Source organism: Paraburkholderia sp. HD33-4, assembly GCF_021390635.1.
GTDB lineage: Bacteria > Pseudomonadota > Gammaproteobacteria > Burkholderiales > Burkholderiaceae > Paraburkholderia.
This window is the reverse complement of the sequence record NZ_JAJEJS010000002.1, coordinates 3,085,287-3,110,866: the sequence shown is the minus strand read 5'-3', so window position 1 is coordinate 3,110,866 and position 25,580 is coordinate 3,085,287. Positions and strand designations below refer to the sequence as shown.

Genomic DNA, 25,580 nt, shown 5'->3' with positions numbered 1-25,580 from the left:
GCGCCGACCGGAGAGCCACAATGATGAAGAACACCTCTCGCGTGCAGCCCGACCCCGCGCTGATGCACGTCACCCCACGCCGCCGCTTTGGCGGCGCCACGCTCGCGGCCGCGTTTTCGCTGTTCGCGCTGTCGATTGCGTGGCACGAGTCGCACGGCCCGGACGCCCACTCCACCGACGAAATGCCGATCACCCAGGCGCGCGCCGACGACGCGGCGCAGGCGTCGGCCGGCGGCCCGGCCATGCTCGCCGGCACGGCCGCGAATGGCCAACTCGTGAAGCGCGGCCAATACCTGACCCGTGCCGCCGATTGCGCGGCCTGCCATACGGCCGACAAGTCGCGCCCATTCGCGGGTGGCCTGCCGATCAGCACGCCGTTCGGGACGATCGTGACGCCGAACATCACGCCCGATCCCGACACCGGCATCGGCCAATGGAGCGACGCCGATTTCATGCGCGCGATGCACGAAGGTATCGGCAAAGGCGGCGAGCGGCTCTATCCGGCGTTTCCGTACACCGCCTACACGCGCGTGACCGATCAGGACGTGCTCGCGATTCGCGCGTATCTGAACACGCTCACACCGATTCACTACACGCCGCCCGCGAACAGTCTCACGTTCCCGTTCAATCAGCGCTGGCTGATGGTGTTCTGGAACATGTTCAACTTCACCGAGGGGCGCTTCGTGCCGGACCCGAAACGGAGCCCCGAATGGAACCGTGGCGCGTATCTGGTCGAAGGGCTCGCGCATTGCGAGGAATGCCATACACCGCGCAATTTCATGCAGGGGCTGAAGTCGAGCGCGCGGTTCTCCGGTGCGGTGCAGGCCGGCTGGCATGCGTTCAATATCACGCCCGACAAGCTGAGCGGCGTCGGCGACTGGCGCGACGACGAACTCGTGTCGTATCTGTCGAACGGCGCGGCGCCGGGCCGCGCGAACGCGGCCGGCCCGATGGGCGAAGTGGTCGCGAACAGCACGCAGTATCTGACGCCGGTCGATCTGCGCTCGATCGTCGAGTACCTGCGCTCGCTGCCGGCCGTGAGCGGCGGCGACGCTCGTCCTCGCCATCAATGGGGCAATCCCGCCAACGACGTCACCGCCATGCGCGGCACCACGATCACCGGCGTGAACGGCGCGCAGCTGTTCGTCGCCAATTGCGCGACCTGTCATAGCTGGACCGGGCAGGGCGTGGGCGCGAGCGCGCCGGGCGCGTATCCGTCGCTGATCCATAACTCGACGGTCGGCGCGAACGACCCGAACAATCTCGCGTTGGTCATTCTGCACGGCGTGAACCGCACGACCGCGCACGCTGACGTGCTGATGCCCGCGTTCGGCGGCCACCTTGACGACGAGCAGATCGCGGCGATCACCAACTACGTGACGAAGCAGTTCGGCAACCCGCAGGCGACGATCACGACCGACCAGGTGGCGAAGCTGCGCACGCTGCAATAGCGTGCGACGCGCGTCGAGCGCGCGGCAGGAGTGACTCGCGCAAACGTGCGCTGCCGATACCGCATACCGCGAATTTGCCGTTTAAGCGTCATATTTGCGTCGGTTGGTGTCTTTCTTGCTCGATGAAGCGTGCGGATACGATAGGCACCCCGCATACGCGGGCGCGTCGGTCGCATTATCATGGTGAGATGAGTGCTACTTCCGCCAACTTCGTTCAGCATCACGACGCCAACGAGGCCGGCCGCGATTTCGTGGTCGGCGATCTGCACGGCTGCGTCGATGCGTTGCGCTACCTGCTGCGGCAGATCGCGTTCGATCCGACGTGCGACCGGCTGTTTTCGGTCGGCGATCTGGTCGATCGCGGCGAGCACTCGGAGCAGGCGCTCGCGCTGCTCGCGAAGCCCTGGTTCTACGCGGTGCTCGGCAATCACGAGGACGCGCTGTGCGCGGTCGCCGACGGCCGCTTGCGGCGGCAGTGGTGGTACGGCATCGGCGGCGCGTGGGCGGCCGCCGTGCCCGACGAACGGCTGCGCTACTACGCCGAGCATCTGCGCACGCTGCCGCTCGTGCGCGTGATCGGTAGCGGCAAGACGCGTTTCAACGTTCTGCATGCCGAATTTTTCGGCTCGGATGCCGAGCTCGACGCGGGCAACTTTTCGGCCGACACACGCCAGCGCTTGCTATGGGGGCGCGAGCTGGCGCTCGGTAACGGCGATCCGCTGCGGCAGCGCGGGCTATCGCTGACCTATTGCGGCCATACGCCGATGCCCGACATCTCGCAGATCGGCTCGCAGGTGTTCATCGATACCGGCGCGTTCGGGCCCGACGGCAAGTTGACGATCGTGCAGCCGCAGGCGCTGCGTCGCTGGTCGATCTCGGTCGAGGCCGCGCGTGCGGAAGGCGCGGCCGAATTGACCTTGCCTTGACCTTGCCTTGAGCGGCCGAAGTCCGCACGCCGCCTCGCCGCTGTTCCGTCATCCGACCTGATTCAGCTCGAACACCATATCGACGCTGGTGCCGTTCCAGTTGTATTCCAGGTATGCCGCGTGATGGCAGTCGCGCAGCAGCATCGTGCGGAACGCGGCGAGGCATTCGCCGGCGCTGTCGCGCACCGACGGATACACGATGCCCGGCGCGCCCGCCGCGCGCACCGCGCGCCCCAGCGCCTGCCCGGCGACGTAGTCATCGGGCGACAGCACCGCGGGATCGAACTCGGGGTCGCGACGCAAGTCGACCACGCTGCCTTGCGCGATCACCGTGTAAAGACGCATCTGCTGGCGCATCGGCGGCTCGGCGGTCGCTTTGAGAAACTGACCGGTGTGAAAGCGCGTTTCGGCGATTGCCGTCGCGCGGGAACGCGCGCAATAGAACACGCCATACGTGCCATCGGAAAAGCGGCTGCCGAGCGGATTCAGATGCGTGAGCGCGGCCATGATAGGCCCGTAGCCCGGGCCGAAACGGCGCTCCTCGCGCGGCACCAGATCGAGTTCGCCGATTTCGGTGCGCAGACGGTCGTTGGTCATCGCTTCGAGCGCGTACAGCGCGTCGAAATCCTCCGGCGACGCGACGCGGTCGAACAGGTTGATGGCCGGGAAGCGCGTCGGAATCACGCGATACGCGGGCGACCAGTCGAGCGCGGCGCTGGTCCAGCGGTCCTGCCATTGCGGTTGTGTCACGCCCAGCCGCCTCGCATTGCGTCGAGATACTGGCGCACGGCTACGAGATCGCTGATGTTGCCCGCCAGCATGCGGTCCAGCGCGCGTTTGCCGCCGAACGGCGGCGCGCTGTTGGGTCGTTTGACCCAGCTGTCGGCGGCGCTCGGCTGCGGCAGCAGAATCTGCAGCGCCTTGTAGATGCCAAGCAGCAGCGACAGTCGCTCCAGCGTGTCGCGGCTCAGACGCGCGGTTTGGGGCATTTTCTTCCAATTGAAGAACGTCGAGCGGCCGGGTGAGCCGAGCAGCACGATCTGCTCGTCGGCGTTCAGGTCCCAGTCGTCCGCGATTTTGAAAAACGCACGCAGACCCGCCGCGGACATTTGCGTCAGCGTGGGTTCCGAAAGCGATCGTCGCGGCGATGCCTCGGGTGAAGAAATTCGGGCAGCGTGAGCCATTGCGGGTAAGTCCCTATGTGTACTTTTTAATGATATTAGTCCAAAAATGGATTTTTGCAAGAGAATATAATCCCGGCTCGTTTTGGCAGTCGTCGATCAGGAGAAGCAGCAGATGCGGGTTCGAGCAGTAGCAGCGGCGCTGGCCGTGTGGTGTGTATCGGAAGCGGCGTTCGCTGCCGGTTATGCAGAAGTGTGGAATCCGCCGGAGGCGAGCGGGCATGTCGCCAGCGGACACGTTACGAAGCAGGCACACTCGCGGAAAAAGACCCAGGCGGTGAAGGTGAAGGCTGGCGCCAAGGGCGGAATCAAGACCAAAGCCGGCGCGCATCCGCAGCAGACGGCGAGCGTCCGGCACGGGGTGCCGCATGTCGCGTCGGCCGGCGCGGGCCACCGCGGGAAACTCGCAGCGCATGGGGACGGCGTGAAACATCTCGCGGCTGGCGGGCACGTGAAAGGCGGCGTGCAGGGCGGTATGAGGGGCGGCATGAAAGTCGCGGCCTCGGGCCAGAACCGGTCGCACGGCGTGGTTGCCGCGCAGGCCGCCAAGCACGCGCAGCCGCATGTGCAACTGGCCCACGCGAAGCCGCCTCAGGGCAAGGTCGTGCACGCCGATTTCCCGGCAACTCGCGGCGCGCGTCCGCGTGTGGACAAGGTTGCGGCGAAGCCGGCGGTTTCCCGTCCGAATCCGATCAGGCCCGCCGTGCAGACTTCGTCGGACGCGTCCGCAAACGTTAGCGACATCGCGCCGATGGGCTCCGTGCCCAATCCGGCGACGGCCAGCAGCGATTCGCTGCCGCCGATCATCCACTAAGGCTGCTTCGGGCGGCGCGGCATGCTGCGGCATCGGTCGTGGCTTCATGCCGCGGCGAGGCCGTTTGCGAGCAGCCGCAGTGTTTCGGCCGAGCGCGGCTCGCGCACCCGCGAATGCAACGTCACGCGCGATTCCGCGAGCGCCGGCAGGCCAAGCCGCGCGCCGACATCGATCAGTCCGCGCGGCGCGACCCGGCGCGCGAGCGGCGACACGGCGAGCCCGGCGGCCACGGCCGCGCCAACCGCCGCGACGCCGCCGCCCACGAACACCTCCTGCCATGCGACTCCCGCCGCCGTCAGCGTGCGCAGCGCGACGTCGCGCACGTTGCACGGCGGGCTCAACAGCGCGAGCGCCAGCGGCTCACCGACGCGCGGCAGCCACGTCGGCGTCGCGAGCCAGCCGAGCGGTTCGCTGAACAGCGTCTGCGCGTCGTCGCGCGGCGGTTCGTCGGCGCCGTAGCGAACGATCGCCGCATCGAGCCGGCGTTCGTCGAACTGCGCGAGCAGCGCCGCCGACGTGCCCATATGCAGCTCGACCACGAGACCCGGATCGTGCGCGTTGAGCCGGCCGAGCAATTGCGGCAGATCGGGTCCCGCGACGTGCTCGCTGAGCCCCAGCACGAGCCGGCGCCGCTCCACCGACAGCGCGCCGAGCGCGCGCTCGTGCGCGTTCAGCAACTCGCGCGCGGCGCTGAGAAACGCGTGGCCGTCGGCGGACAGACGCACGACGCGCGGCGTGCGCTCGAGCAACTGCTTGCCAAGGTGTGCCTCCAGTCGCTTCAACTTCAGGCTGACGGCCGATTGCGTCGTGTCGAGCGCGTCCGCGGCGCGCGTGAAGCTGCGCAGATCGGCGACCAGCACGAAGGCCCGCACCGCATCGAGATCGAGTACTTTCATTTCAGATTGAAATGGATGAAATAGGCATGGATATCTGTTTATTATGACCGAGCCCGCCTAAGCTGTGTTTAACCCAACACCGCAACCCGGAGCCCATCATGCCCCTCACCCGAATCTCCCTGCGCGCCGGCAAGCCGGCCGACTATCGCCACGCGCTGACCGCCGGCATCCAGCGCTCGCTGGTGGACACGTTCAACGTGCCGAAAGACGACATGTTCATGCTGATCACCGAGCACGCGCCCGACAACATGATCTACGACCGGCAGTACCTGAACATCGAGCGCGGCGACGATCTCGTCGTGATCCAGCTGACCGTCAGCAACACGCGCTCGGTCGAGCAGAAGAAGGCGCTGTACCGGCGCATCGTCGATGAACTCGGGAAGTCGCCGGGCGTGCGGCCCGAGGATGTGTTCATCAATCTCGTCGAGGTCGAGAAGGAGAACTGGTCGTTTGGCAATGGGCTTTGCCAGTACTCCCCGTTGTAGCCGTGCATTGAGCTGCCGCGGCCGCCCCGAAAGGGACACCCGGAGCAATGCTGCACGGCGGCGGCTGGAATTCGGCAACGGACTTTGGTGAAACGCCTCGCGCAGGCCGCGAGGCTCAGCGAACGCAACGATGCTGGCCGCACTGAATTCGAGCGGACGCGCTTACACGCCGTTGCCGATCCTGATCACCACTTTGCCGAACGGGCCGCGAGCAAGATGCTCGAACGCCTGTACGGCTTCGTCGAAGCGATAGACGCGATCGATGACCGGCTTGATCTTGTGCGCATTCAGGAACACGTTCATGCGTTCAAAGGAAGTGCGCGGCGCGACGGCGATCCCCCGAATCGTCGTCTGCCGGAAGATCAGCGGCATCAGATCGAGGGCCGTCGTCTGTCCCGTGAGGAAACCGACCTGCGCGATCACGCCTTGCACCCTGGTGGCCGCGACGGACTGGTTGATGCCGTCGCCGCCCGCGACGTCGATCGTCACGTCCGCCCCCAGGCCGCCGGTCAGTTCGAGTACTTTCGCGGACCAGTCCGGATTCGTTTTGTAGTTGATCCCTTCGACCTTGTCGCTATCGAGCAGCGCCTTCACCTTCGCCAGATTCTCGTCCTTGCTCGACGTGACGATGACGCGCGCGCCATGCGCGATGGCGATCTGCGCCGCAAAAATCGACACGCCTCCGGTTCCCTGCACGAGCACCGTTTGCCCCGCCTGGAGCTGGCCGACGTCCGTCAACGCATACCAGGCGGTCAACGCGGCGATCGGCAGGGTCGCGGCTTCCTCGTCGCTCATCGATGCGGGCGCTGCCACCGCACTGTCTTCGTGGATGATCATGTATTCGGCGAGTCCGCCCGGAAGCGGCATGCCGAGGCAATGCGCCGGTTCGTCGGGTCCGGGCGCACCATCGATCCAGTGCGAATACAGCGTTGAGTTCACGCGGTCGCCGAGCTTGAAGCGGGTCACGCCGTCGCCGATGGCGACCACCGTGCCGGCCGCGTCCGATACAGGGATCAGCGGCTTCGGCACGCGCTCGGGCTCATAGATGCCGTCGACGATCGCTTTGTCGCGGAAGTTCAGCGACACCGCGCCGACCTTCACGAGGAGCTCGCCCGGCTGAGGAGTGGGCGTCGCCACCTCGCCGGCTCGCAGGTTATGTAGACCGAAATTGTCGAGAAGCCATGCCTTCATTTCAAACCTCACGTTCACTGGGACGGCGGATGCCATCGTGCTGAGCAGTGTAATTTCGGCGGTGTGGTTGAGTTAGGCGATAAAATTCCGGACATTCCTTCCTCCAGTTCCAGAATCGACGATGAATGATCGTTTTGCCGGAATCCGCGAGTTCGTTGCCGCCGTCGATCGCGGCAGTTTCACCTCTGCAGCCGAGACGCTGGGTATAACCGGGTCGGCGGTCGGCAAGAGCATCTCGCGGCTGGAGACGCGTCTCGGGATGCAACTGCTGCATCGGACGACGCGACGCATCGACCTGACGACGGCGGGCGAAACGTTCCTGCTCACGTGCCGGCGGATCCTCGAAGAGCTCGACCAGACCGAAGCGTTTCTGTCCACCGGTCACGAGCAACCGATCGGCCGCCTGCGCGTCGATCTACCGACGACATTTGGTCGCCGCCACATCGTGCCCGCTCTATTGAGCCTGACGGAGCGCTTTCCGCGCCTGGATCTCGCCATTACGTTCCAGGATCGTGCCGTGGATCTCGTGAGTGAGGGCGTCGACCTGGCGGTGCGTATCGGCACACTCGATGCGTTTCCGGATCTCGTCGCGCGCAAGCTGGGCGAGCAGCGGCTCCTCATTTGCGGCGCGCCCGGGTACCTGGAGCGGCGCGGCGAACCGGTGCGGCGAGACGATTTGCTCGCGCACGACTGCCTGATCGGTTGGCGACGCAGCGCGCGGTCCGGCTGGTTGCTTGCAGGTGCCGGGAACGATAGCGAAGCCTCGTACTTCGATGTGCGAGCGCGCCACGAGTTGACAGACGGCGACACGCTACTGAACGCGTGCATCTCAGGTTGCGGTCTGGCTCAGCTCCCGGGATGGCTCGCGAAAGATGGCTTGCGCACGGGAGCGCTGCGCGAGGTACTACCGAGCCTGTCGACGACGACACCGATTCACGCGATCTGGCAGAAGACGCGACATCTCCAGCCGAAAGTCAAAGCGGCTGTCGATGAGTTGACGCGACTCGCAGCGCTCGAGACGTCGGTGTTCCAACCTTGATTGCCGGGCACGCTCGATGCGCGGCAACGGCCGGCCAGGTCAACGTATGGGCGGTCGAACGTCTGTTTCGCAGGTGGTGCTGCCTGATTGGACCAGGCGAAGGGACCAGGCGAAGGGACCAGGCGAAGGGACCAGGCGAAGTCAGTACGCGCTGAAGCTTTTCGCCCGTGCGATCAGTGCTAGTCCGATAACGGCGATGCCGGAGAAAAACGCGGGCAGCAGGAAAACGTTCGGAAGGCCCAACAACGCGACCCCGAGACCGCCCGCCAAACCGCCCAGCGCCGACGCGAGCGCCGTCGAGCTCATGAAGATCGCCGACGCCGTCGCTACCGCGTTCGGCAGTAAGCGTTGAGCCACGATGATGCCCAGAACCATAAAAATGCCCCAAACGCCGCCCATGAGAATCTGTCCGGCAAACATGCCGGCTGCGGAAGGCCAAAGTGCGAAGCATAGGTTGGCGAACACCCCCAGAGCGGCTGCGACGCACATCAGCCCCGCATTGCCGAGCTTACGACCCAGCCCGAGGCTAAACGGCATGATCAGTAACTCGATGAACGGCTGAATCCCGATGACCGCCCCTCGTACGGCGGGACTGAGCTTCAGGTGTTCCTCCATGTAGACCAGCAGAAAACCGTACTTCACCGGCTCCCCTGCATAGACCAATACAAACAGCCCCGTAAACGTCAGCAAAGGAAGCATGGCGCGAAGACTTGCGTGATTTGCAGGCGCACTAGCCGACTGGTGTTTGAGCTTGACGGTCGGTTTCAGCGTTCCGAGCGGTACGATCTGAAGAAGCATGCAAACAGCGGTCATCCATAGCATGATCCGCAGGCCATAGGCCGCCGCCACCGACGCTCCCAACACAGGCCCGACGATCCAGCCACCGGTAAGCGCCATGCGGATGATGGCAACGACGCTCTCATTCGCGTCATGAGGCTTCTCGTCAAGTTCGTCGTGGACAGCCGCGAAAATTTGCGAAGCGGTCGCGCCGGAGAAAGCGAGTAAGACGATGGCGATGACGAACGGCACCCAGACCGAAGTCGAGAGGGCCACCGCTGCCCACCCCACGAATCCCGCGACAGCACAGACGCGGAAAAGACCAAGTCGATTCCCCGTCCGGTCGGAGTAGCGACCGACGAAATACCCCGCAACCGGAGCCGCGAGACTGGTCAAGTAATAAAACCCCGCCAACTGGAGCGATGCGCCGAGTTCCTTGACCAGAAACAGCACGATCTGCGGTGCTGCCGCAGACACGCCAAGACCCGACAGAAACATCGCAACCGTAGAGCCAAGAAAGAGTCTCGAAGTCACGACCTGCCGCAACGCGGATTGATTGCCGGGTTCGACGGATATCGCGACGGCTTCACTACCTGTTTGGTCAGACATCGGGCAACAAGCTCCGCCGTTAGGAATAAACAGACTCGTGAGTTCACCGCGACGGAACTTCGTCGGCTGCGCATTCGGCGAACAGGACAGCAGATGAGTCGCTGTGTGGAAGCGCTTCCACATTACCGCGTACTATGCGCAAACGACGCTTGCAACGCACTAGGAATTTATCCTGAGTTAGGACCGTGAGAACCCGCGCGAGCCGCGTAAAGCGAGCGCGGTGGTTAGTCCTTACCCCACCGCCAGCGCGGCGGCTCGCCCTTCAGCCAGCACACGGCCACGAGGGCCGCGGTTAATAGCGCGACCAGCAAGGCGAACGTGAGCGGATGACCCACGGGTTGAAACAGGAAAACGACTGCGCCGAGCAACACAAAATACGCGAGCAGCGTCACCCATCCTTGCCAGCGCACGGGAAAGCCCCAACCCCAGCCATAGCGTTTTGCCGGGAACCAGTATTCATGCAAGGGTGACATCGCGCGGTCTCCAGATTCGGGCGCTCGCTCATTGTCGACGATTCACGATCGGCCGGGAGCGTACCCATTGCCGGATCGAAGCGGTGCTTCACGACGGCGCCTTACCGTCGCGTGCATCTTATAAGTGCAAGCGTTGCGTCTTCCACCATCTATGACGCGTGACTATATTTCGTGGACCGACTTCAACCCGAGTTCATCGACAGGAAACGCTCAATGCAATCCCCAACCCGGCAAAAAACCGTGCTTCTGATCGGCGCCTCGCGCGGTCTCGGCTTCGCGATGGTCGAGGAGTACCTGAAACGCGGCTGGCGAGTCATCGCCACCGGCAGGCAGAACTCCACGACCAGACTCCTTCAGCTTGCGAAGACGTCAGATGGAGCACTCGAAGTCGAAACGGTCGACATCACGATTCCCGAACAGGTCGCCGCGTTGCGCAGCCGCGTCGAAGGACGCCCGCTCGACATGCTGTTCGTCAATGCCGGCGTCAAGAACGACGATAGTGAAACGATCGCGGATGTATCGACCGACGAATTCGTGCGCGTGATGGTGACGAACGCGTTGAGCCCGATGCGGGTCGTCGAGACGCTGCAGGAGCTCGTTCGACCGACCGGCACGATCGGCGTGATGTCGTCGGGGCAGGGCAGCGTCGCCAACAACGAGAACGGCAACTACGAGGTCTATCGCGGCAGCAAGGCCGCGCTCAACATGTTCATGCGCAGCTTTGCCGCGCGTCATCGAAGCGATGGCAAAACCTTGCTGCTGATGGCGCCCGGCTGGGTGCGAACCGATATGGGCGGCCCGGACGCGCGTCTGAGCATCGACGAAAGCATCCCGAACCTGGTCAGCACGATCGATGCTTACGAAGGCCGTACCGGTTTGCACTACCTCGATTACCTCGGCCGAGTCGTGCCGTGGTGAGCGGGCAAGCGTAGCGGGCGGCGGCAGAAGAGGGCGTCGCTATAATGATTCGCCGCCCAACCACGTCCCCTCGACCACTGTCCGCCATGACCATCGACCATCCCGATCCTCCCCGCGACGGCCTCGAACTCGGCGGCTCCGTCTGGTTTCAGGCCGGCACGCAGACGCTCGGCGGCGCGGCCCGCATCGCGCTGCTTGCGGCGATCGGCGAGACCGGCTCGATCACTAGCGCGGCGAAGGCGGTCGGCATCAGCTACAAGGGTGCGTGGGATGCCATCGACACGATGAACAACCTCGCCGGCGAGCCGCTGGTCGTGCGTCTGACCGGCGGCAAGGGCGGCGGCGGCACGACTCTGACGCCGCGCGCGATGAAGCTGATCCAGACGTTTCGCGCGGTCGAGCGCGAGCATCGGCGCTTTCTTGAACGCGCGGGCGCGGCGATCGGCGAGGGCTTTGCGACGGATTGGGACCTGATCGGCCGCATCGGCGTGAAGACGAGCGCGCGCAATCAGTTTTACGGCACGGTGTCGGCGATCGAGCGCGGCACCGTCAACGACGAAGTGTCGCTCGCGCTGCCCGGTGGCCACACGATCGTCGCCGTGCTCACGCACGAGAGCACCGAAGCGCTCGGGCTCGCGGTCGGCGTGGCGGCGTTTGCGCTGATCAAGGCGTCGTGGGTCGTGCTATTGATCGCGGCTGACGGCGATGCGCCGTTGAAACTGTCGGCGCGCAATCAGTTGCATGGCATCGTGCAGAGCGTGAAGCGCGGCGCCGTGAACGCGGAAGTGTCGCTTGGGCTCGAAGGCGGCGCGGTGGTGACCGCGGTCGTCACCAATGGCAGTGTCGATACGCTCGGTTTGCACGAAGGCGCGAGCGCGGTCGCGGTGTTCAAGGCGTCGAGCGTGATACTCGGCGTGAAGGATGGAGCGTAGCCGGGCCTGAATGAGTGTTCACAGCGAGGGCGCAAAGCCATCCGCTCAACGAGGCGACGCCTCGCTGCGCGCATACCCGGCGAACGGATGATCCTCACGCACGCGGCCGTCACTGACCTGCACGACCTGATCGCCGAATGCGGCGACGTCGTCGGGATCGTGCGTGATCAGTACCATCGGAATATCGAGCCGCGTTTGCAGGTCCGATAGCTCGCGCCGCATACGCTGGCGCAGCTCGCTATCCAGCGCGGAAAACGGCTCGTCGAGCAACAACAGCCGCGGCTGCGAAACCAGCGCGCGCGCAAGCGCGACGCGCTGCTTCTGCCCACCCGACAGTTGCGCCGGATGATTGCCCGCCACGCCCCTCAACTCGAGCGCGTCGAGCCAGTAATCGACCTGCGCGTGCGCGCCGCGCGCACGTGGATTGAGCCAACCCCGGTGCAGCCCGAAGCCGATGTTCTGCCGCACGTTCAGATGCGGAAACAGCGCGTAGTCCTGAAACAGATACGCGATCTTGCGCGCCTGCGGCTTCTGATCGATGCCGGCCGCGCTATCGAACAAGGTGGTGCCGTGCAGCGTGATGGTCCCTTGATCGGGACGCAGCAAACCTGCGATCGCCTGCAAGGTCAGGCTCTTGCCCGCGCCCGACGGCCCGAACAGCACGAGCCTCTGCGTGCTCGCGCTGAACGCGACGTCGAGCGTGAAGTGCCGCTCGGCGGTCTCGAAGGTCTTGCGGATGGCGACGTCGAGCGGCATGTCAGCGGGCTCTCAGAAGCGTGTGCTGTGGCACGAGTCGACCCGCGAGCAGCAGGATCGTCACGCACGCGACCGAGGTCACGAGCACGAGGAAGTTGGCGGTGCTGTCGTCGCCGGCCTGCACCGCCGAATAGACCGCGACTGAAAGCGTCTGCGTGCGGCCGGGCAGATTGCCCGCGATCATCAGCGTCGCGCCGAACTCGCCGAGCGCGCGTGCGAACGCGAGCAGGCCGCCGGCGAGGATGCCGCGCGCAGCGAGCGGCAGCGTGACGCGGAAAAACACCGCGGCTTCGCTGACGCCGAGCGTGCGCGCCGCGCGCTCCAACTGCGGATCGACGCCTTCAAAGGCGGCGCGCGCCGACTTCAGCACGAGCGGAAACGCGACCACCGTCGATGCGATCACCGCGCCCTGCCACGTAAAGACGAGCTGGATGTCGAAGCGGTCGAGCCACGCGCCGATCACGCCGCGTCGGCCGAGCAACACCAGCAGGTAATAGCCGAGCACCGTGGGCGGCAGCACGAGCGGCAGCATCAGCAGCGAATCGATCACGTCGCGCGCGCCGGAGCGCCAGCGCGACAGCCCGAGCGCGGCCGCGACGCCGAGCACGAGATTGAGCACGGTGGCCCAGCCCGCGACCTTCAGCGATAGCAGCAGCGGAACCCAGGCTTGTTGCATGAGCGTGTGCTCTCCCGTGAATCAGTGCGCCGGCTTGAAGCCGTACTTCGCGAGCACCGCCTGGCCGGCCGGCGACAGCACGAAGTCGATGAATGCCTGCGCGTCGGCCGCGTGACGGCTGCCTTCGACCTGCGCGATCGGATAGGTGATCGGCGTTTGCGTCGGCAGGTTCAGCGCGACCTTGACCTTGTCGGGCATGATCGCGGCGTCGGTGCCGAACACGAAGCCGGCGTCGACTTCGCCGCGCGCGACGTAATCGAGGCTCTGCCGCACGTTCGCCGCGAGCACCGCTTTCGCGCTGACCGCGTCCCACACGCCCGCGGCCTGCAGCGCGCCCTGCGTGTAGCGGCCGACCGGCACCGAAGCCGGATCGCCGAATGCGACGCGCTTGACGTTCGCCGTGGTCAGCGCGTTCAGGTTGGCGGGCGCGAAATGGCTGTCGGACGGCACGATCAGCACCAGCGAGTTGGCGGCGAAGTCGCGCCGCGTGGACGGCGCGATCACCTTTTCGGCGGCGGCCTTGTCCATTGCCTTCTGATCCGCGGATGCGAATACGTCGGCGGGCGCGCCTTTGACGATCTGTTGCATCAGCACGTCGGACGCGCCGAAGTTCAGCAGAACCTTGGTGCCCGGATGTTGCTGCTCGAACGCGTCGCCGACCGCCTTGAACGCATTGGTCAGGCTCGCGGCGGCCGAGACCACCAGTTCATCGGCGTTCGCAGTCGCGCTGACCGCTACGGAGACGGCGGCTGCGACGCACAGCGCGTATTGCTTCAGCCTGGAAGAGAGTGTCATGAAGGACCTGGAGTCGGACGTGGACGAGAAGCAGCGGCTTAAAAACGCTATCGTAATATATGCGCGGTTATAGCGGTGCGCGAAACGGCCGATTCGGCGCAGCGCTTCACGCATGGCGCGAAACGCTACGAAACTGTCGAAGAAAGCTTGAAAACTCGCCGGAAGGAGGGGCGCAGTGCGCTCAGATGTCCGACGCGCGCATCGGCTGGAGCGTATTGCGCGTTTGCGACAGCGGCGCCGCCGACGGCCGAATGTCGCGTACGGACTTCCATTTCGCGCGAATGAACGGCCGGTCGTGGCCGGACACCTTCAACGCGATATGCGTGACCCAGCGCTGCGTGGGCACGTGCACGCCGTGCATCACGATTGCCAGCACCATCATGCTGGCGGCGACCGGCAGCGCCGACAGCCGGCCCGGCTCCGCATTCCACGCGATGCGCACGAACACGAGCGCGGCGAGCGCGCCGACGAGGCAGCCCGTCACGGCTTCGGACGGCGAATGCGCGCTCAGCACGACGCGCGAAAAACCCACCGCCAGGCCGGCGGCAAGCCCCGCCAGCACGCCGAGCAGCCGGATGGCGCGGCGCGCGGGCAATAACATCAGGAATAGCGCGACCGGATAGACGGCCGTGGACAGCATGGAGTGACCGCTGACGCCGGTGAAATCGAGCTCGCGCACGCCGACGCCCCAGCCGAGGAAGGCGATCTTGGTGACGGTTACGAGGCCGATGGCCGCGCCGAGCAGGGCGAGCCAGCAGGCCGCGAGCCGCCACGAGTAGCCGACCGCCAACCACAGCGCGATGGCGAGCGCGAGCGGCAGCGTCAAGCCGGCGCCGCCGAGGCTGGTGATCGAATACCACAGGTGGATCGGTAAATCGGGCATGGCTGGAGCGCGACGCGGGTCGCGTGAAATCGGGTTGGTGAAAATCGGCGCGCGGCCGGCACGAAACGCCGGTGCGGCCCGGATCGACACGTGGGGAGATCAACCGCCAGTATAGTCGGGTGTCGCCAGACGGTCTTGCGGCGCACACTGCTTTCGTACGCCGAGTGTGGGATGCCGAACAGGTATTGAAGTAGGTTTGACGGCAGGCCCCCAGCAAGGTTCGCCGTGACTCAAATCGGCACGAAAAGCGGCGCCGGTGTTCAGCAACGCATGAAAAATGATGTTATTGTGCATTGCACAACTTCATCTGATCCGCTGTTTTTGGGTCTGCATTTGTCCCTTTTGCGAGGTTATCGCCGATGGCAAAAAGCCTGTCGAAAATCTGGCTGCGCGGTTTCAAGCGCCTGCTCGCGATCCAGACCGAACACGCGCAAAAAACCGCCAAGCGAACGCAGTCGCGACCGGTTCGCGCCGCCACCACCAAACCGTCGAGCAAGGTTCATCCACTGAAGCCGACTGCCGCGCTGCGCACGCCGGCGAAGCGCGAAGCGCCGCGCGAGTCGCGCGTGCGCCCGCGCGCAGCCGCGTGGGCGAGCGGCGCGTGGACGCGCTCGTTCCACTCCGCGCCGGCCGCGCCGGGCCGGCTGGTCAATCACCTGCAGTACGGGCTCTATATCCCGTCCGGGCACGCGCACGAGGCGATGCCGCTCGTCGTGATGCTGCACGGCTGCACCCAGTCGATCGACGAATTCGCCGAAGGCACGCGCATGAACCTGCTCGCCGACCGCTACGGGTTCGCCGTCGTGTATCCGGAGCAATCGAAGCACGCGCACTCGCACCGCTGCTGGCATTGGTACGACGCCGGCGAGCACGCGGGCGGCGCGGAAGCGCGCGCGGTCGTGTCGCTGGTGGATGCATTGGTCGAACAGCACGGCTTTGACCGCGAGCGCGTCTACGTGGCGGGGATTTCGGCGGGCGCGGGGCTGGCCGCGCTGCTGGCCGTCAAGTACCCCGCGCATTTCGCCGCAGTCGCGCTGCATTCCGGCCCCGCTTTCGGAGAGGCCCGCTCCGGCATTACTGCAATGGACGTGATGCGACGGGGCGCGCGTCGCGAGCCGGTCGAACTCGTCGACGAAACGACGAACGTCGCGCAGTATCCCGGCATGCCGGCTCTGATCGTCCACGGCGACGCCGACCATGTCGTCACGCCAGTCAATGCGGACCAACTGGCGACCCAGTTCCTGCGCCTGAACCGGCTCATCGACGCAAACGGCGCGCGCAAGGCCGGCGAAACGCGCGAAGACCGCAAAAATGGCGTCGTGATGCGCGATTATCTGCGCGGTGGGCGGCGCGTGGTGCGGCTGTGTCGCGTGCAGGGGCTTGGCCACGCCTGGGCCGGCGGCGACGATGCGCTGCCGTTCCATTCGTCCAAGGGCCCCGACGCGAGCGCCATGCTGTGGGAGTTTTTCCGGCATCAGCGTCGCACGGACGCGGGCCGCATTGCGGAAGGATTGGCGGCGGCGTCGCTCGGGCGGTGACGTCCGAGCAACACCTCGAAAATGACCAGTAGCGCGACGCTAGGGTTTTCCCTATAATAGGGGTTATCCCTTAGGCGTAAACGCCTAGCTTCAATTGCCGAGGTGAACCATGTATCTGATTAGCCGCCTGTTCCTGTTTTTGACCAAGTCGCCGGACCAGCTCGCGAAAGAGCGCGCTGACGCTTATCTCTCCGAAGCGACCGACCTCTACGACCTCGAATTCCGTATGCGCAAGCTCGATCGCGAAGCGAATGTGCGTGCGCCGTCGTGGATGAGCCAGCACTACGGCTAAGCCGACTGCCTGAAACCGGCATCAGGCCGGCAGCAATCGGAACATCGGCGCGTGGTGAGGCGCCGGTGTTTGGGGTTGGCCACCAAGGCTATCGCCCCATATCGCGCAGTCTCCTTCGCTCATCGCGCGGCCTTGGCGTCCGCCTGGCACGCTCCGCTCAAGCAGCCGGATTCAGCTGCCATAACGCGTAGTTCAAGAGCGCCGCATACGTGACCCAAATGACGTACGGCACGAGCAGCACGCCCGCGAGGCGATCGCGTCGCCAGAACACATAAGTCAGCATCACGATCAGCACCAGCAGGATCAGGATGTCGACCAGCCCCGCCTCCGGCCGATGCAGGCCGAAAAATAGCCACATCCACGCAGCATTGAACAGCAGCTGCACGACCCACAGTACGATCGCCGCGGTCAAACCGTCGCGCTTCCACACGCGCCACGCGGAAAACGCCATCAGCACGTAAAGCACGGTCCAGACCGGCGGGAAAACCCAGTTCGGTGGATTGAATGCGGGTTTTTGCAGACCCGCGTACCACGCGTCCGGCAGCGACAGACTCGCGGCCCAGCCGGCCGCCAGGGTCAGGATCAGGAACACGAGCAGCGACGGCAGACGGCGCATCTTTACCCCCTCCAGACGTTCTTATTCAATGATGTGAGCGGGCACTCACTTGCCGTATCGGGCCAGTGTGCGCTCGCGGGCCTGTGCGTGATCGACGATCGGTTCCGGATAATTTCCGCCCAGCACCACGTCGAACTCCGCGAGCCGCTCCGCGCCCGCCAGCCACGGCGCGTGAATCCATTTTGCCGGCAACTTCGCGAGTTGGGGCAGATATCGTTTGATAAAGCGCCCGTCGGGGTCGAATTTTTCGGATTGGGTCACTGGATTGAAAATGCGGAAGTACGGCTGCGCGTCGCAGCCGGTCGAAGCGGCCCACTGCCAGCCGCCGTTGTTTGCCGAGAAATCGAAGTCGTTCAGCAGATCGGCGAAGTAGCGCTCGCCGAGCCGCCAGTCGATGCCGAGATCCTTCGCGAGGAAGCTCGCCGTGACCATACGCAGGCGGTTGTGCATATAGCCGGTCTGGTTCAACTGCAGCATCGCGGCGTCGACGAGCGGATAGCCGGTGCGGCCGTCGCACCACGCGGCGAACGCTGCGTCGGCCGCGCGGCCTTTTTCCCAGCGCAAATGCTCGTATTCCGGCTTGAACGACGCGCCTTTCGCGATGCACGGGTGGTGCGCGAGGACCATGAAGTAGAAATCCCGCCAGATCAGTTCCGACAACCAGGTCGCCGCGCCTGTGCCGTTGGGTTGCAGCGACATTTCGTGCGCGAGACGCGCCAGTGTGCGGATCGACACCGTGCCGAAACGCAGATGCACTGACAGATAGCTCGGACCCTTCACCGCGGGAAAATCGCGCCGATCCGCGTAGCTATCGATGCGCGTCAGGAAATCGTCGAGCAGCCGTTGCGCGCCGCTCATGCCGGTGGGCAGTTGCAAGTCCGTCAGGTTGCTCGGCGCGAAGCCGAGTTGATCGAGCGTGGGCAACTGGCGGTCGAGCTTGCGCGGCGGCGGTGCCAGATGCTTCGTGTAGGTCTCTACCGGGTAAGGCTTCAGGTCGAACGCGCTCAGTTGCTTGAGCCACGCGTTCTTGTACGGCGTGAAGACCGCGAACGGCTTGCCCTGTCCGTTCAGCAGCTCGTCGCGTTCGAAAATCGTCTGGTCCTTGAAGGTTAGCCACTGGCGGCCCGCTTCCTCGAGACGCTCGCCGACGGTGGCGTCGCGCTCGATCGCGACCGGCTCGTAGTCGTGATTCGCGAACACCGCATCGACGCGCAGCTCCGCCGCGAGCTTCGGCACCAGTTCGGCCGGATCGCCGTATAGCACGACGAGGCCGCCGCCGTTCGCGCGCAACGCGTCGTCGAGTTCGGCCAGCGAAGCCAGAATGAAGTCGATGCGGCGATCCTGCACCGGCTCGCCGGGGTGGCGCGTCTGCCAGATATCGACGATCGGCTGCAGGATCGTCGTGTCGAACACGAACACGCACCAGACTCGCTCGCAATGCTTGAGCGCGTAGTACAGCGCGGCATGATCCGTGCTGCGCAGATCGCGGCGGAACCAGACGAGGCCGGAGTCGAAGGTGTCGTGCAGACGGCGGGCGCGTGTCATCGGGAGGGGCAGTCGGGATGAAGGAGGTTGAGGACCGGCGTCGCAGATTGCGTGCCGCGCGCCAAAACAGGCAGCGCCCGGCCCTATTGTGCAGGGTCCGGGCGCTGGCCCCGACGGCACGGGATGGTGCGCTGTGAGCGGTTCTTCGTGGGCATTGCTGATCGGCGCGGCGGCCGACCTGAGCTTAAGCGACGTGCAGGCGAACCGCGACGTTGTCACGCGTGGCGTTCGAGTACGGGCAGACCTGGTGCGCCGCGTCGACCAGTTCCTTCGCTGCGTCCGCAGCGAGACCCGGCAGCGTGATGCGCAGATCGATGTCGAGCGCGAAGCCACCCTTGTCGTTCGGGCCGATGCCGACGTCGGCGGAAACCTGCGTGTCGGCCGGCAGCGCCTGCTTGCGCTGGCCGGCGACGAACTTCATGGCGCTCAGGAAACAGGCCGAATAGCCGGCCGCAAACAGTTGTTCGGGATTCGTGCCCGCTGCGCCGGTACCACCGAGTTCACGCGGCGCGGCCAGCTTCACGTCCAGCGCATTGTCCGACGATACGGCGCGGCCGTCGCGGCCACCGGTGCTCGTTGCGCTTGCCTTGTAGAGGATGTTCATCGTGCAGCTCCTAGTCTGGGGTATCAGGGTTGGCATATTTGCCGCTGGCTGCCGGTCCGCCGGTCTGGCGAAGCGCTAGCGAAGCGGCATGTGAGTAAGATAGCGTACAAATCATTTGTGTACAAATGAATTTTGCGGTGAAACCGGAACTAGTCTTTTTCAGTTATCGCGCTACTGGTCCATGAAGTCGTTGAGCGTCGTGCGCAGGCGCGTGAGGTCGTCGCGCAGCCGCAGCAGAAAGTCCGGCGACTGCTGCGTCGCGCAGAGGATGTCGCCGGGCACGTCGCGCGCCTGACGCTTGAGCGCCTTGCCCGCGCCCGTGAGACGAATGTAGACGAGGCGTTCATCGTCGGTGCCGCGCACGCGCTCGACGAGCCCCTGCGCTTCGAGACGCTTGAGCAGCGGCGTGACCGTCGCCGGATCGAGATTCAGGCGCGCGGCCATGTCCTTGACGGCGACGTCGTCGGTTTCCCACAGCACGAGCATCGCCAGATACTGCGGATATGTGAGCCCGAGGTTTTCGAGCAGCGGCTTGTACGCTTTCGTCATCGCGAGCGACGTCGAGTAGAGCGCGAAGCACAGTTGCTCGTCGAGTGTGAAAGGAAGAGCGGGGCGCTGGGTCATGATCCATCTCGGCTAAAAGAGCGTGCAAATGGATTGCACACAAATCATTGTGCCGCAAATCGATTCAGGATGCGCAGCGTCGGGAATGGTGTTTCGACAGGGACGCCGAGACGATGCGCGCGGGCGCCAGAACGGCTCCCGCGCGGGAACGACGGATCAGGCCGCCGGCGTGGTCGGCAGATCCGGCGTTTGCGGCGTCTGCACGCCGAAGCAGCCGCGATAGGTCGCGTAGAACGAGCAGTACAGCATGGTCGTGACGATCATCGTCGCGGGCATCAGGATCGCGAACGCGAAGTCGGCCGCGCCGAGCGCCTGCATCAGCGTGGACAGCCCGAGCGAAACGACCGTCGCGACCGCGAACCACAGCGCCGCGAACACGATGAAAGCGCCGCGATTGCGCCAGCAACTGACGACGCTGAAGAACATCGCCTTCACGGGCGGTATGTCGTGCCAGGCGACGAGGATCGGCGAAAACCAGAACAGCATCGCGACCGGCACATAGAACGCGAGCGCGGTGATCACCGCGAGCGGGATGTTGCTGTTGGCGATCGTGTTCTCATCCATCGCCGCGCTGCCGAGCATCACCTTCAGCAGCATGCCGCCGTCGGCGAGCGCCGAGCCGGCCAGCACGAGCGCCATCGCAATCACGTACAGCACGCCGAGCACGAGCAGCCGCCGCGCGACCATCGGGCCATACGAATGAAAGCCGTCGACGAGGATGGTTGGAAACACCGGTTTGCCCGCGATCGTGTTGCGGCACGCGGCCATGAAGCCGACCGCGACCCCCGGAATGAACAACAGCGGCAACACGCCGCCGACCACCGGAATCTGCGACACGAGCGTCATCACCAGCAAATAGGTGAAGAACAGCGTCAGGAAGGCGAGCGGATTCTTGCGGAACAGCCAGATGCCCTGGCGGAACCACACGTAGCCGGTTTTCGCGGGGACTTCGATCAGTTGCATGAGGTATGGATGCCAGGATTTGCGACGCCCTGCAGGCGCTCGCGCAGAATGCGTTCGAAATGGCCGGGGTCGTGCGGCTTCAGCAGTTCGGCCGCGCGGGGCAGATGAAAATCATACAGGCGCGAGACCCAGAAGCGGTACGCGCCCGCACGCAGCATGTCGCCCCAGTGATGGTTTTCCTCGACACTGAACGGCCGCACCGTCTGATATGCGCGCAACAGCGCCTCGGTGCGTTCGGTGTCGAGCTTGCCGGTCGCAAGATCGACGCACCAGTCGTTGACCGTCACCGCGACGTCGAACAGCCACTTGTCGCAGCCGGCGAAATAGAAATCGAAGAAACCGCCAAGCCGCACTTCGTGGCCGGTCTCGGGCGCCGCGTGCGCGAACATTGCGTTGTCGCGGAACAGGTCGGCGTGGCACGGGCCCGCGGGCATTGCCGCGTATTCGGCGGAGGCGAAGAACGCTTCCTGATGCGCCAGCTCGGAGGCCAGCAGATCGCGCTGCTCGCCTTCCAGATACGGCAGGATCGTCGGCACGGTTTCGCGCCACCACGGAAGGCTGCGCAGATTCGGCTGATAGCGCGGATAGTCGCGGCCCGCGAGGTGCATGCGCGCGAGCATGTGGCCGACCTCGGCGCAGTGCTCGACGCCCGGCGCGAGCTCGGGCGCGCCTTCGAGCTTCGTCACGATGGTCGCGGGCTTGCCGAGCAGCAAGCCGAACAGCGCTCCGTCGAGGCGCGGCATCGGATCCGGTACCGGCACGCGATGAGCGGCAAGATGCTTCATCAGGTCCAGATAGAACGGCAGTTGTTCAGCTGTCAGCTTTTCGAAAATCGTCAGCACGTATTCGCCGCGCGTCGTCGTCAGAAAGAAGTTGCTGTTTTCAATGCCGGACGAAATGCCGCGAAACTCGACGACATCGCCGAGATCGTAGTGACTCATCCATTCTGCGAGTTGGGATTCGTTGACAGCGGTGAAGACGGCCATGCGGAAACGTCGGATCAGGTTGTTCGGGCTGGCGCGGTGCGGCCAGTGCGAGGTGAGACAAATGAGCGTGGCGAGCGGGCGGCGAGTGCGGAACGGCGAGGTTGTAAGCGTCGCTGCATTCAGCGCAGGTTCATCGCGCGGCGGCTGCGATCGGATCAAGCGGAACGCGGCCGCGCCGCGGCCGCCGTTGACGGCGTGCCGCTTTCGTAACGATCAATAGTGGAGATTCACCGACGGCAAGCGCGTACTGGGCTTGCCGCTGTCGTGGACGGTGGGCGACGTGTCGGGCGATGCGCTCATCTGATAGCGGGTGCCGAAATTCGATTGCACGTTGATTTCGACCGGCTTGCCCTTGTCGCGGAATTCCGTGATTTCGGTGCCGTTCGGGCTCACTTCATGAAAGCTCGGCGTGCGCGGCACGTTGATGTCGACCTTCGAGCTGACCTCCGCTCCCGGACGATTGATCTTTTCCAGGTCCGGCAGACCGGCCCGTTCATTGGCGGACTGGGGCGCGCCGGCGGGCGGCGGTTCGTCGACGGGCTGGGCAGCCATCGCGGCGTTGCCGAAGGCGAGAGCCAGCGCAACAGCGATGGGAAGGAGCGGCTTCATGGTGATTCTCCGATTGGGTGCCCAGATTCTAGCAAATCCGGCCTGACGTACGGGCGCGAAGCCTTATTTTGCGCCGCTTTCGCGCAACATGCGTGCGCTCTCGCGAGCGCTGTTGCAAGCGTCGCAGCTGACATTTGGCAACAGTGGGTTCCGTGGTAATGTCGTCTCATCAAAAAGGGTGAACGATGATGAACAACGATATTAATCAGCGCACGGTGCAGACTCCCGCCAACAGCTTCCCGACCGAAGGCTTCGACGACGCGGCCGAGGCCGTCACCCGCCTCGCCGCGATCTACGAGGCGAACACGTCGTTCCTGCGCGATGCGTTCGCGCGCTATCGCCGCAACGAGCAGTTCGACCATCGCGTGCGCGCCTGCTATCCGTTCGTGCGCGTGCGCACCGAGGTCAACACGCACATCGATTCGCGCCGCTCGTACGGGTTCGTCGCGGGGCCCGGCGTGTTCGAGACGACCGTCACGCGGCCCGACCTGTTCGGCAACTACTATCGCGAGCAGTTGCGGCTGCTGTCGAAGAACCATCACGTGCAGATCGAGGTCGGCGTGTCGGACCAGCCGATTCCGATTCATTTCGCGTTCGCCGAGGGCATCCACCTCGAAGGCGATCTGGATCGCGAGCGCCTGTTCCTGATGCGCGACATCTTCGATACGCCGGACCTCGCGCTGCTCGACGACCGCATCGTCAACGGCACGTACGAGCCGCTGCCGGGCGAGCCGCATCCGCTCGCATTGTTCACGGCGGCGCGCGTCGATTTTTCGCTGCATCGGCTGAAGCACTACACGGCGACGGCGCCGACACATGTGCAGAACTACGTGCTGTACACGAACTACCAGTTCTATATCGACGAATTCGTGAAGCTCGGCCGCGCCATGATGGCCCATACCGACGACGCGGAGTTGCGCGCCTATCGCAGCGAATACACGTCGTTCGTCGAGCCCGGCGACGTCGTCACCTACAACGAGAATCTCGGCGAGCAGGCGCAGGAGGGGACGCAGCCGCCGCGTCTGCCGCAGATGCCCGCGTATCACCTGAAACGCGCGGACGGCAGCGGCATCACGATGGTCAACATTGGCGTCGGGCCGTCGAATGCGAAGACCATCACGGATCACATCGCGGTGCTGCGTCCGCATGCGTGGATCATGCTCGGCCACTGCGCGGGGCTGCGCAACACGCAGCGTCTCGGCGACTACGTGCTCGCGCACGGCTATGTGCGCGAAGACCATGTGCTCGATGCCGACCTGCCGCTGTGGGTGCCGATTCCGGCGCTCGCGGAAGTGCAGGTCGCGCTCGAGCGCGCGGTCGCGCAGGTCACGCAGCTCGATGGCGCCGAGCTCAAGCGCGTGATGCGCACTGGCACCGTGGCGAGCGTCGACAATCGTAACTGGGAGCTGCGCGATCATCGCGAGCCGGTGCAGCGGCTGTCGCAGAGCCGTGCGATCGCGCTCGATATGGAAAGCGCGACGATCGCCGCGAACGGCTTTCGCTTCCGTGTGCCTTACGGCACGCTGCTGTGCGTGTCGGACAAGCCGCTGCACGGCGAACTGAAGCTGCCGGGCATGGCCGACCAGTTCTATCGCGCGCAGGTCGATCAGCATTTGCAGATCGGTGTGAAGGCGATGGAACTGCTGCGGATGAATGGGCTGCATCGCTTGCATAGCCGCAAGCTGCGCAGTTTCGCGGAAGTCGCGTTTCAGTAACTCAGGCCGACATACTGATTGATAAGCGGCCCACCGGCGCCGGATGGGCCGCTTTGCGGATGGCTCGCGAGTGCGAGCGCGAAAATCCTTCGAGGCGACGCTTGCCGGTTCAACCCTGCCCGAACCCGGTCAACCCGATCAGGCTCCCCGCGGCCAGCAGCCACAGCGGATGAATCCGCGTCTTCGTCGCGATCGCGGCCGTGAACGCGGTAATCGCCCACGCTATCGCGGTCGGGTTCGACGCGCGCGCGATCAGCGCCGCGCTCGCCGCGACGAGACCGGCCGTCACCGGCACGAGCCCGAGCTGCGCATAGCGGCGCCACGGGCGGTCCTTGAAGCGGTCCCACGCATGAAGCGCGAGGATCGTCACGAGCGACGACGGCCCGAACTTCGCAATCGACGTGACGAGCATGCCGGCCCACCCGGCCACATGCCAGCCGATCAGCGTGACGATCATCAGGTTCGGGCCGGGCGCGGCTTGAGCGAGCGCGAACAGCGCGCTGAACTCGCTGGCCGGCATCCAGTGATGCACGTCGACCACCTGCCGCTGCATCTCCGGAAGGATCGTATTGCCGCCTCCGAACGCGAGCAGCGACAGCTGACTGAAAATCGCCGCGAGAGAAACGAGTGTGTCGTTCATCGCGCGCTCCTTGCCGCAACATAGATGCTGAGCGGCGTGAGCGCGAGCATGGTCGGCAGCAGCGGCAGTCGCAGCACCGCGATCGCGACGAAGCCGAGCGCGGCGATCAGCGCGGCGAGCGGCTTGTTGCGCAACGGCAGCACGACTTTGATCGCCATCGAGATCAGCAGGCCCGAGGCCGCCGCCGCAAGTCCCGCGAACAGATGGCGCACGTGCGGATCGTTCTGCGAGTGCTCGTACAGCACGCCGAGCCCGATCACCACCAGCGAAGGCCCGGCGATCAAGCCGAGCAAACCGGCCAGCGCGCCGGGCACGCCGCGAAAGCGCATGCCGATCGCGACGGACAGATTGATCACGTTGCCGCCCGGCAGGAATTGACAGAGGCCGAGCAGGTCGGTGAATTCGTCGCTGCTCAGCCAACGGCGTTGTTCGACCAGTGCGCGGCGCGCGAGCGGCAACGCGCCGCCGAATGAAATGAGGCCGAGGCCGAGAAAGCCGCCGAAGATCTCACGCAACGTCGGGGTGGGCGCGAGCGCGGCTTCGGGCGAGGTGAGTTCGTTGTTCATATCGCGAGCTTCGAGTATCAGCTGAGCAGGTTAGCGCCGAACGGCAAACGTGCACAACGATTTGTTCCGCAATCCGGTTG

29 protein-coding genes are annotated in these 25,580 nt (G+C 65.0%); 10 read left to right on the top strand and 19 right to left on the bottom strand.

Features of this window, described 5'->3' with window-relative positions:
• The first annotated feature begins 20 nt into the window (after positions 1-20).
• Positions 21-1,451: a cytochrome c gene (locus L0U84_RS33990; RefSeq protein ID WP_233856396.1), complete on the top strand. Its 1,431-nt coding sequence runs from the start codon at positions 21-23 to the stop codon at positions 1,449-1,451.
• A gap of 188 nt (positions 1,452-1,639) precedes the next feature.
• Entirely contained in the window at positions 1,640-2,377 is a 738-nt protein-coding gene (locus L0U84_RS33985) for a metallophosphoesterase (RefSeq protein WP_442794077.1), read from the top strand.
• 48 nt (positions 2,378-2,425) lie between these two features.
• Here the strand turns inward: L0U84_RS33985 and L0U84_RS33980 are convergent, their stop codons facing one another.
• Together L0U84_RS33980 and L0U84_RS33975 are read right to left on the bottom strand one after the other, a co-directional pair.
• Complete coding sequence (locus L0U84_RS33980) at positions 2,426-3,127, bottom strand: RES family NAD+ phosphorylase (protein WP_233856392.1); 702 nt, start codon at positions 3,125-3,127, stop codon at positions 2,426-2,428.
• A complete protein-coding gene (locus tag L0U84_RS33975) occupies positions 3,124-3,561 on the bottom strand; it encodes an MbcA/ParS/Xre antitoxin family protein (RefSeq protein ID WP_233856390.1) in 438 nt (145 codons plus the stop codon). Before L0U84_RS33975 ends, L0U84_RS33980 begins: the two co-directional genes overlap by 4 nt.
• Positions 3,562-3,673: 112 nt before the next feature.
• Here L0U84_RS33975 and L0U84_RS33970 point away from each other — a divergent pair, with 112 nt between their 5' ends.
• Entirely contained in the window at positions 3,674-4,372 is a 699-nt protein-coding gene (locus L0U84_RS33970; RefSeq protein WP_233856388.1) for a hypothetical protein, read from the top strand.
• 44 nt (positions 4,373-4,416) lie between these two features.
• Here L0U84_RS33970 and L0U84_RS33965 read toward each other — a convergent pair whose 3' ends face one another.
• Positions 4,417-5,268: a LysR family transcriptional regulator gene (locus tag L0U84_RS33965; RefSeq protein ID WP_233856386.1), complete on the bottom strand. Its 852-nt coding sequence runs from the start codon at positions 5,266-5,268 to the stop codon at positions 4,417-4,419.
• 98 nt (positions 5,269-5,366) lie between these two features.
• Between L0U84_RS33965 and L0U84_RS33960 the strand changes: the two genes are divergently transcribed.
• On the top strand, positions 5,367-5,753 hold the full coding sequence (locus L0U84_RS33960) for a tautomerase family protein (protein ID WP_233856384.1): 387 nt from the start codon (positions 5,367-5,369) through the stop codon (positions 5,751-5,753).
• 162 nt (positions 5,754-5,915) lie between these two features.
• Here L0U84_RS33960 and L0U84_RS33955 read toward each other — a convergent pair whose 3' ends face one another.
• Positions 5,916-6,944: a zinc-dependent alcohol dehydrogenase family protein gene (locus L0U84_RS33955; RefSeq protein ID WP_233856382.1), complete on the bottom strand. Its 1,029-nt coding sequence runs from the start codon at positions 6,942-6,944 to the stop codon at positions 5,916-5,918.
• A 121-nt stretch (positions 6,945-7,065) separates the two neighbouring features.
• On the opposite strand from L0U84_RS33955, the gene L0U84_RS33950 reads away from it, so the two are divergent.
• A complete protein-coding gene (locus L0U84_RS33950; protein WP_233856380.1) occupies positions 7,066-7,983 on the top strand; it encodes a LysR family transcriptional regulator in 918 nt (305 codons plus the stop codon).
• Between the two features lie 141 nt (positions 7,984-8,124).
• Here the strand turns inward: L0U84_RS33950 and L0U84_RS33945 are convergent, their stop codons facing one another.
• Together L0U84_RS33945 and L0U84_RS33940 are read right to left on the bottom strand one after the other, a co-directional pair.
• Positions 8,125-9,369: an MFS transporter gene (locus L0U84_RS33945; RefSeq protein WP_233856378.1), complete on the bottom strand. Its 1,245-nt coding sequence runs from the start codon at positions 9,367-9,369 to the stop codon at positions 8,125-8,127.
• 224 nt (positions 9,370-9,593) lie between these two features.
• Complete coding sequence (locus L0U84_RS33940; RefSeq protein WP_233856376.1) at positions 9,594-9,842, bottom strand: hypothetical protein; 249 nt, start codon at positions 9,840-9,842, stop codon at positions 9,594-9,596.
• 213 nt (positions 9,843-10,055) lie between these two features.
• On the opposite strand from L0U84_RS33940, the gene L0U84_RS33935 reads away from it, so the two are divergent.
• A complete protein-coding gene (locus tag L0U84_RS33935) occupies positions 10,056-10,760 on the top strand; it encodes an SDR family NAD(P)-dependent oxidoreductase (RefSeq protein ID WP_233856374.1) in 705 nt (234 codons plus the stop codon).
• 86 nt (positions 10,761-10,846) lie between these two features.
• Complete coding sequence (locus L0U84_RS33930) at positions 10,847-11,692, top strand: TOBE domain-containing protein (protein WP_233856373.1); 846 nt, start codon at positions 10,847-10,849, stop codon at positions 11,690-11,692.
• Positions 11,693-11,737: 45 nt separating this feature from the next.
• Here the strand turns inward: L0U84_RS33930 and L0U84_RS33925 are convergent, their stop codons facing one another.
• From L0U84_RS33925 to L0U84_RS33910, 4 genes are all read right to left on the bottom strand, one after another.
• Positions 11,738-12,448, bottom strand: a complete 711-nt coding sequence (locus L0U84_RS33925; RefSeq protein WP_233856372.1) for a sulfate/molybdate ABC transporter ATP-binding protein — start codon at positions 12,446-12,448, stop codon at positions 11,738-11,740.
• A gap of 1 nt (position 12,449) precedes the next feature.
• Positions 12,450-13,124 (bottom strand): molybdate ABC transporter permease subunit, encoded by a 675-nt coding sequence (gene modB / locus L0U84_RS33920; RefSeq protein ID WP_233856371.1) that lies wholly within the window; start codon positions 13,122-13,124, stop codon positions 12,450-12,452.
• Between the two features lie 21 nt (positions 13,125-13,145).
• A complete protein-coding gene (gene modA / locus L0U84_RS33915) occupies positions 13,146-13,919 on the bottom strand; it encodes a molybdate ABC transporter substrate-binding protein (RefSeq protein ID WP_233856370.1) in 774 nt (257 codons plus the stop codon).
• 181 nt (positions 13,920-14,100) lie between these two features.
• The gene (locus L0U84_RS33910; RefSeq protein ID WP_233856369.1) at positions 14,101-14,802 is read right to left on the bottom strand and encodes a phosphatase PAP2 family protein; all 702 of its coding nucleotides are present in this window, start codon (positions 14,800-14,802) and stop codon (positions 14,101-14,103) included.
• A gap of 359 nt (positions 14,803-15,161) precedes the next feature.
• On the opposite strand from L0U84_RS33910, the gene L0U84_RS33905 reads away from it, so the two are divergent.
• Both L0U84_RS33905 and L0U84_RS33900 read left to right on the top strand, forming a co-directional pair.
• Positions 15,162-16,340 (top strand): extracellular catalytic domain type 1 short-chain-length polyhydroxyalkanoate depolymerase, encoded by a 1,179-nt coding sequence (locus L0U84_RS33905; RefSeq protein ID WP_233856368.1) that lies wholly within the window; start codon positions 15,162-15,164, stop codon positions 16,338-16,340.
• Between the two features lie 109 nt (positions 16,341-16,449).
• A complete protein-coding gene (locus tag L0U84_RS33900) occupies positions 16,450-16,632 on the top strand; it encodes a DUF3563 family protein (RefSeq protein WP_233856367.1) in 183 nt (60 codons plus the stop codon).
• Between the two features lie 157 nt (positions 16,633-16,789).
• On the opposite strand, the gene L0U84_RS33895 is transcribed toward L0U84_RS33900, so the two are convergent.
• The 7 genes from L0U84_RS33895 to L0U84_RS33865 all read right to left on the bottom strand — a co-directional run bounded on the left by L0U84_RS33895 (position 16,790) and on the right by L0U84_RS33865 (position 22,579).
• Positions 16,790-17,248 carry a TspO/MBR family protein gene (locus tag L0U84_RS33895; RefSeq protein WP_233856366.1) on the bottom strand — a complete coding sequence of 153 codons (459 nt, stop codon included), beginning with the start codon at positions 17,246-17,248 and terminating at the stop codon, positions 16,790-16,792.
• A gap of 45 nt (positions 17,249-17,293) precedes the next feature.
• Entirely contained in the window at positions 17,294-18,793 is a 1,500-nt protein-coding gene (locus tag L0U84_RS33890) for a cryptochrome/photolyase family protein (protein WP_233856365.1), read from the bottom strand.
• Between the two features lie 184 nt (positions 18,794-18,977).
• Positions 18,978-19,397 carry an organic hydroperoxide resistance protein gene (locus tag L0U84_RS33885; protein ID WP_233856364.1) on the bottom strand — a complete coding sequence of 140 codons (420 nt, stop codon included), beginning with the start codon at positions 19,395-19,397 and terminating at the stop codon, positions 18,978-18,980.
• A 171-nt stretch (positions 19,398-19,568) separates the two neighbouring features.
• The gene (locus L0U84_RS33880; protein WP_233856363.1) at positions 19,569-20,021 is read right to left on the bottom strand and encodes a MarR family winged helix-turn-helix transcriptional regulator; all 453 of its coding nucleotides are present in this window, start codon (positions 20,019-20,021) and stop codon (positions 19,569-19,571) included.
• Positions 20,022-20,177: 156 nt separating this feature from the next.
• Positions 20,178-20,984, bottom strand: a complete 807-nt coding sequence (locus L0U84_RS33875) for a BPSS1780 family membrane protein (protein WP_233856362.1) — start codon at positions 20,982-20,984, stop codon at positions 20,178-20,180.
• Complete coding sequence (locus tag L0U84_RS33870; protein ID WP_233856361.1) at positions 20,975-21,970, bottom strand: homoserine kinase; 996 nt, start codon at positions 21,968-21,970, stop codon at positions 20,975-20,977. Before L0U84_RS33870 ends, L0U84_RS33875 begins: the two co-directional genes overlap by 10 nt.
• 213 nt (positions 21,971-22,183) lie before the next feature.
• The gene (locus tag L0U84_RS33865) at positions 22,184-22,579 is read right to left on the bottom strand and encodes a hypothetical protein (protein ID WP_233856360.1); all 396 of its coding nucleotides are present in this window, start codon (positions 22,577-22,579) and stop codon (positions 22,184-22,186) included.
• 188 nt (positions 22,580-22,767) lie between these two features.
• On the opposite strand from L0U84_RS33865, the gene L0U84_RS33860 reads away from it, so the two are divergent.
• The gene (locus tag L0U84_RS33860; protein ID WP_233856359.1) at positions 22,768-24,294 is read left to right on the top strand and encodes an AMP nucleosidase; all 1,527 of its coding nucleotides are present in this window, start codon (positions 22,768-22,770) and stop codon (positions 24,292-24,294) included.
• Positions 24,295-24,403: 109 nt separating this feature from the next.
• On the opposite strand, the gene L0U84_RS33855 is transcribed toward L0U84_RS33860, so the two are convergent.
• Positions 24,404-24,934, bottom strand: a complete 531-nt coding sequence (locus L0U84_RS33855) for a chromate transporter (protein WP_233856358.1) — start codon at positions 24,932-24,934, stop codon at positions 24,404-24,406.
• Entirely contained in the window at positions 24,931-25,500 is a 570-nt protein-coding gene (locus L0U84_RS33850) for a chromate transporter (protein WP_233856357.1), read from the bottom strand. The genes L0U84_RS33855 and L0U84_RS33850 overlap by 4 nt, the downstream gene beginning before the upstream one ends.
• Positions 25,501-25,580 lie beyond the last annotated feature (80 nt).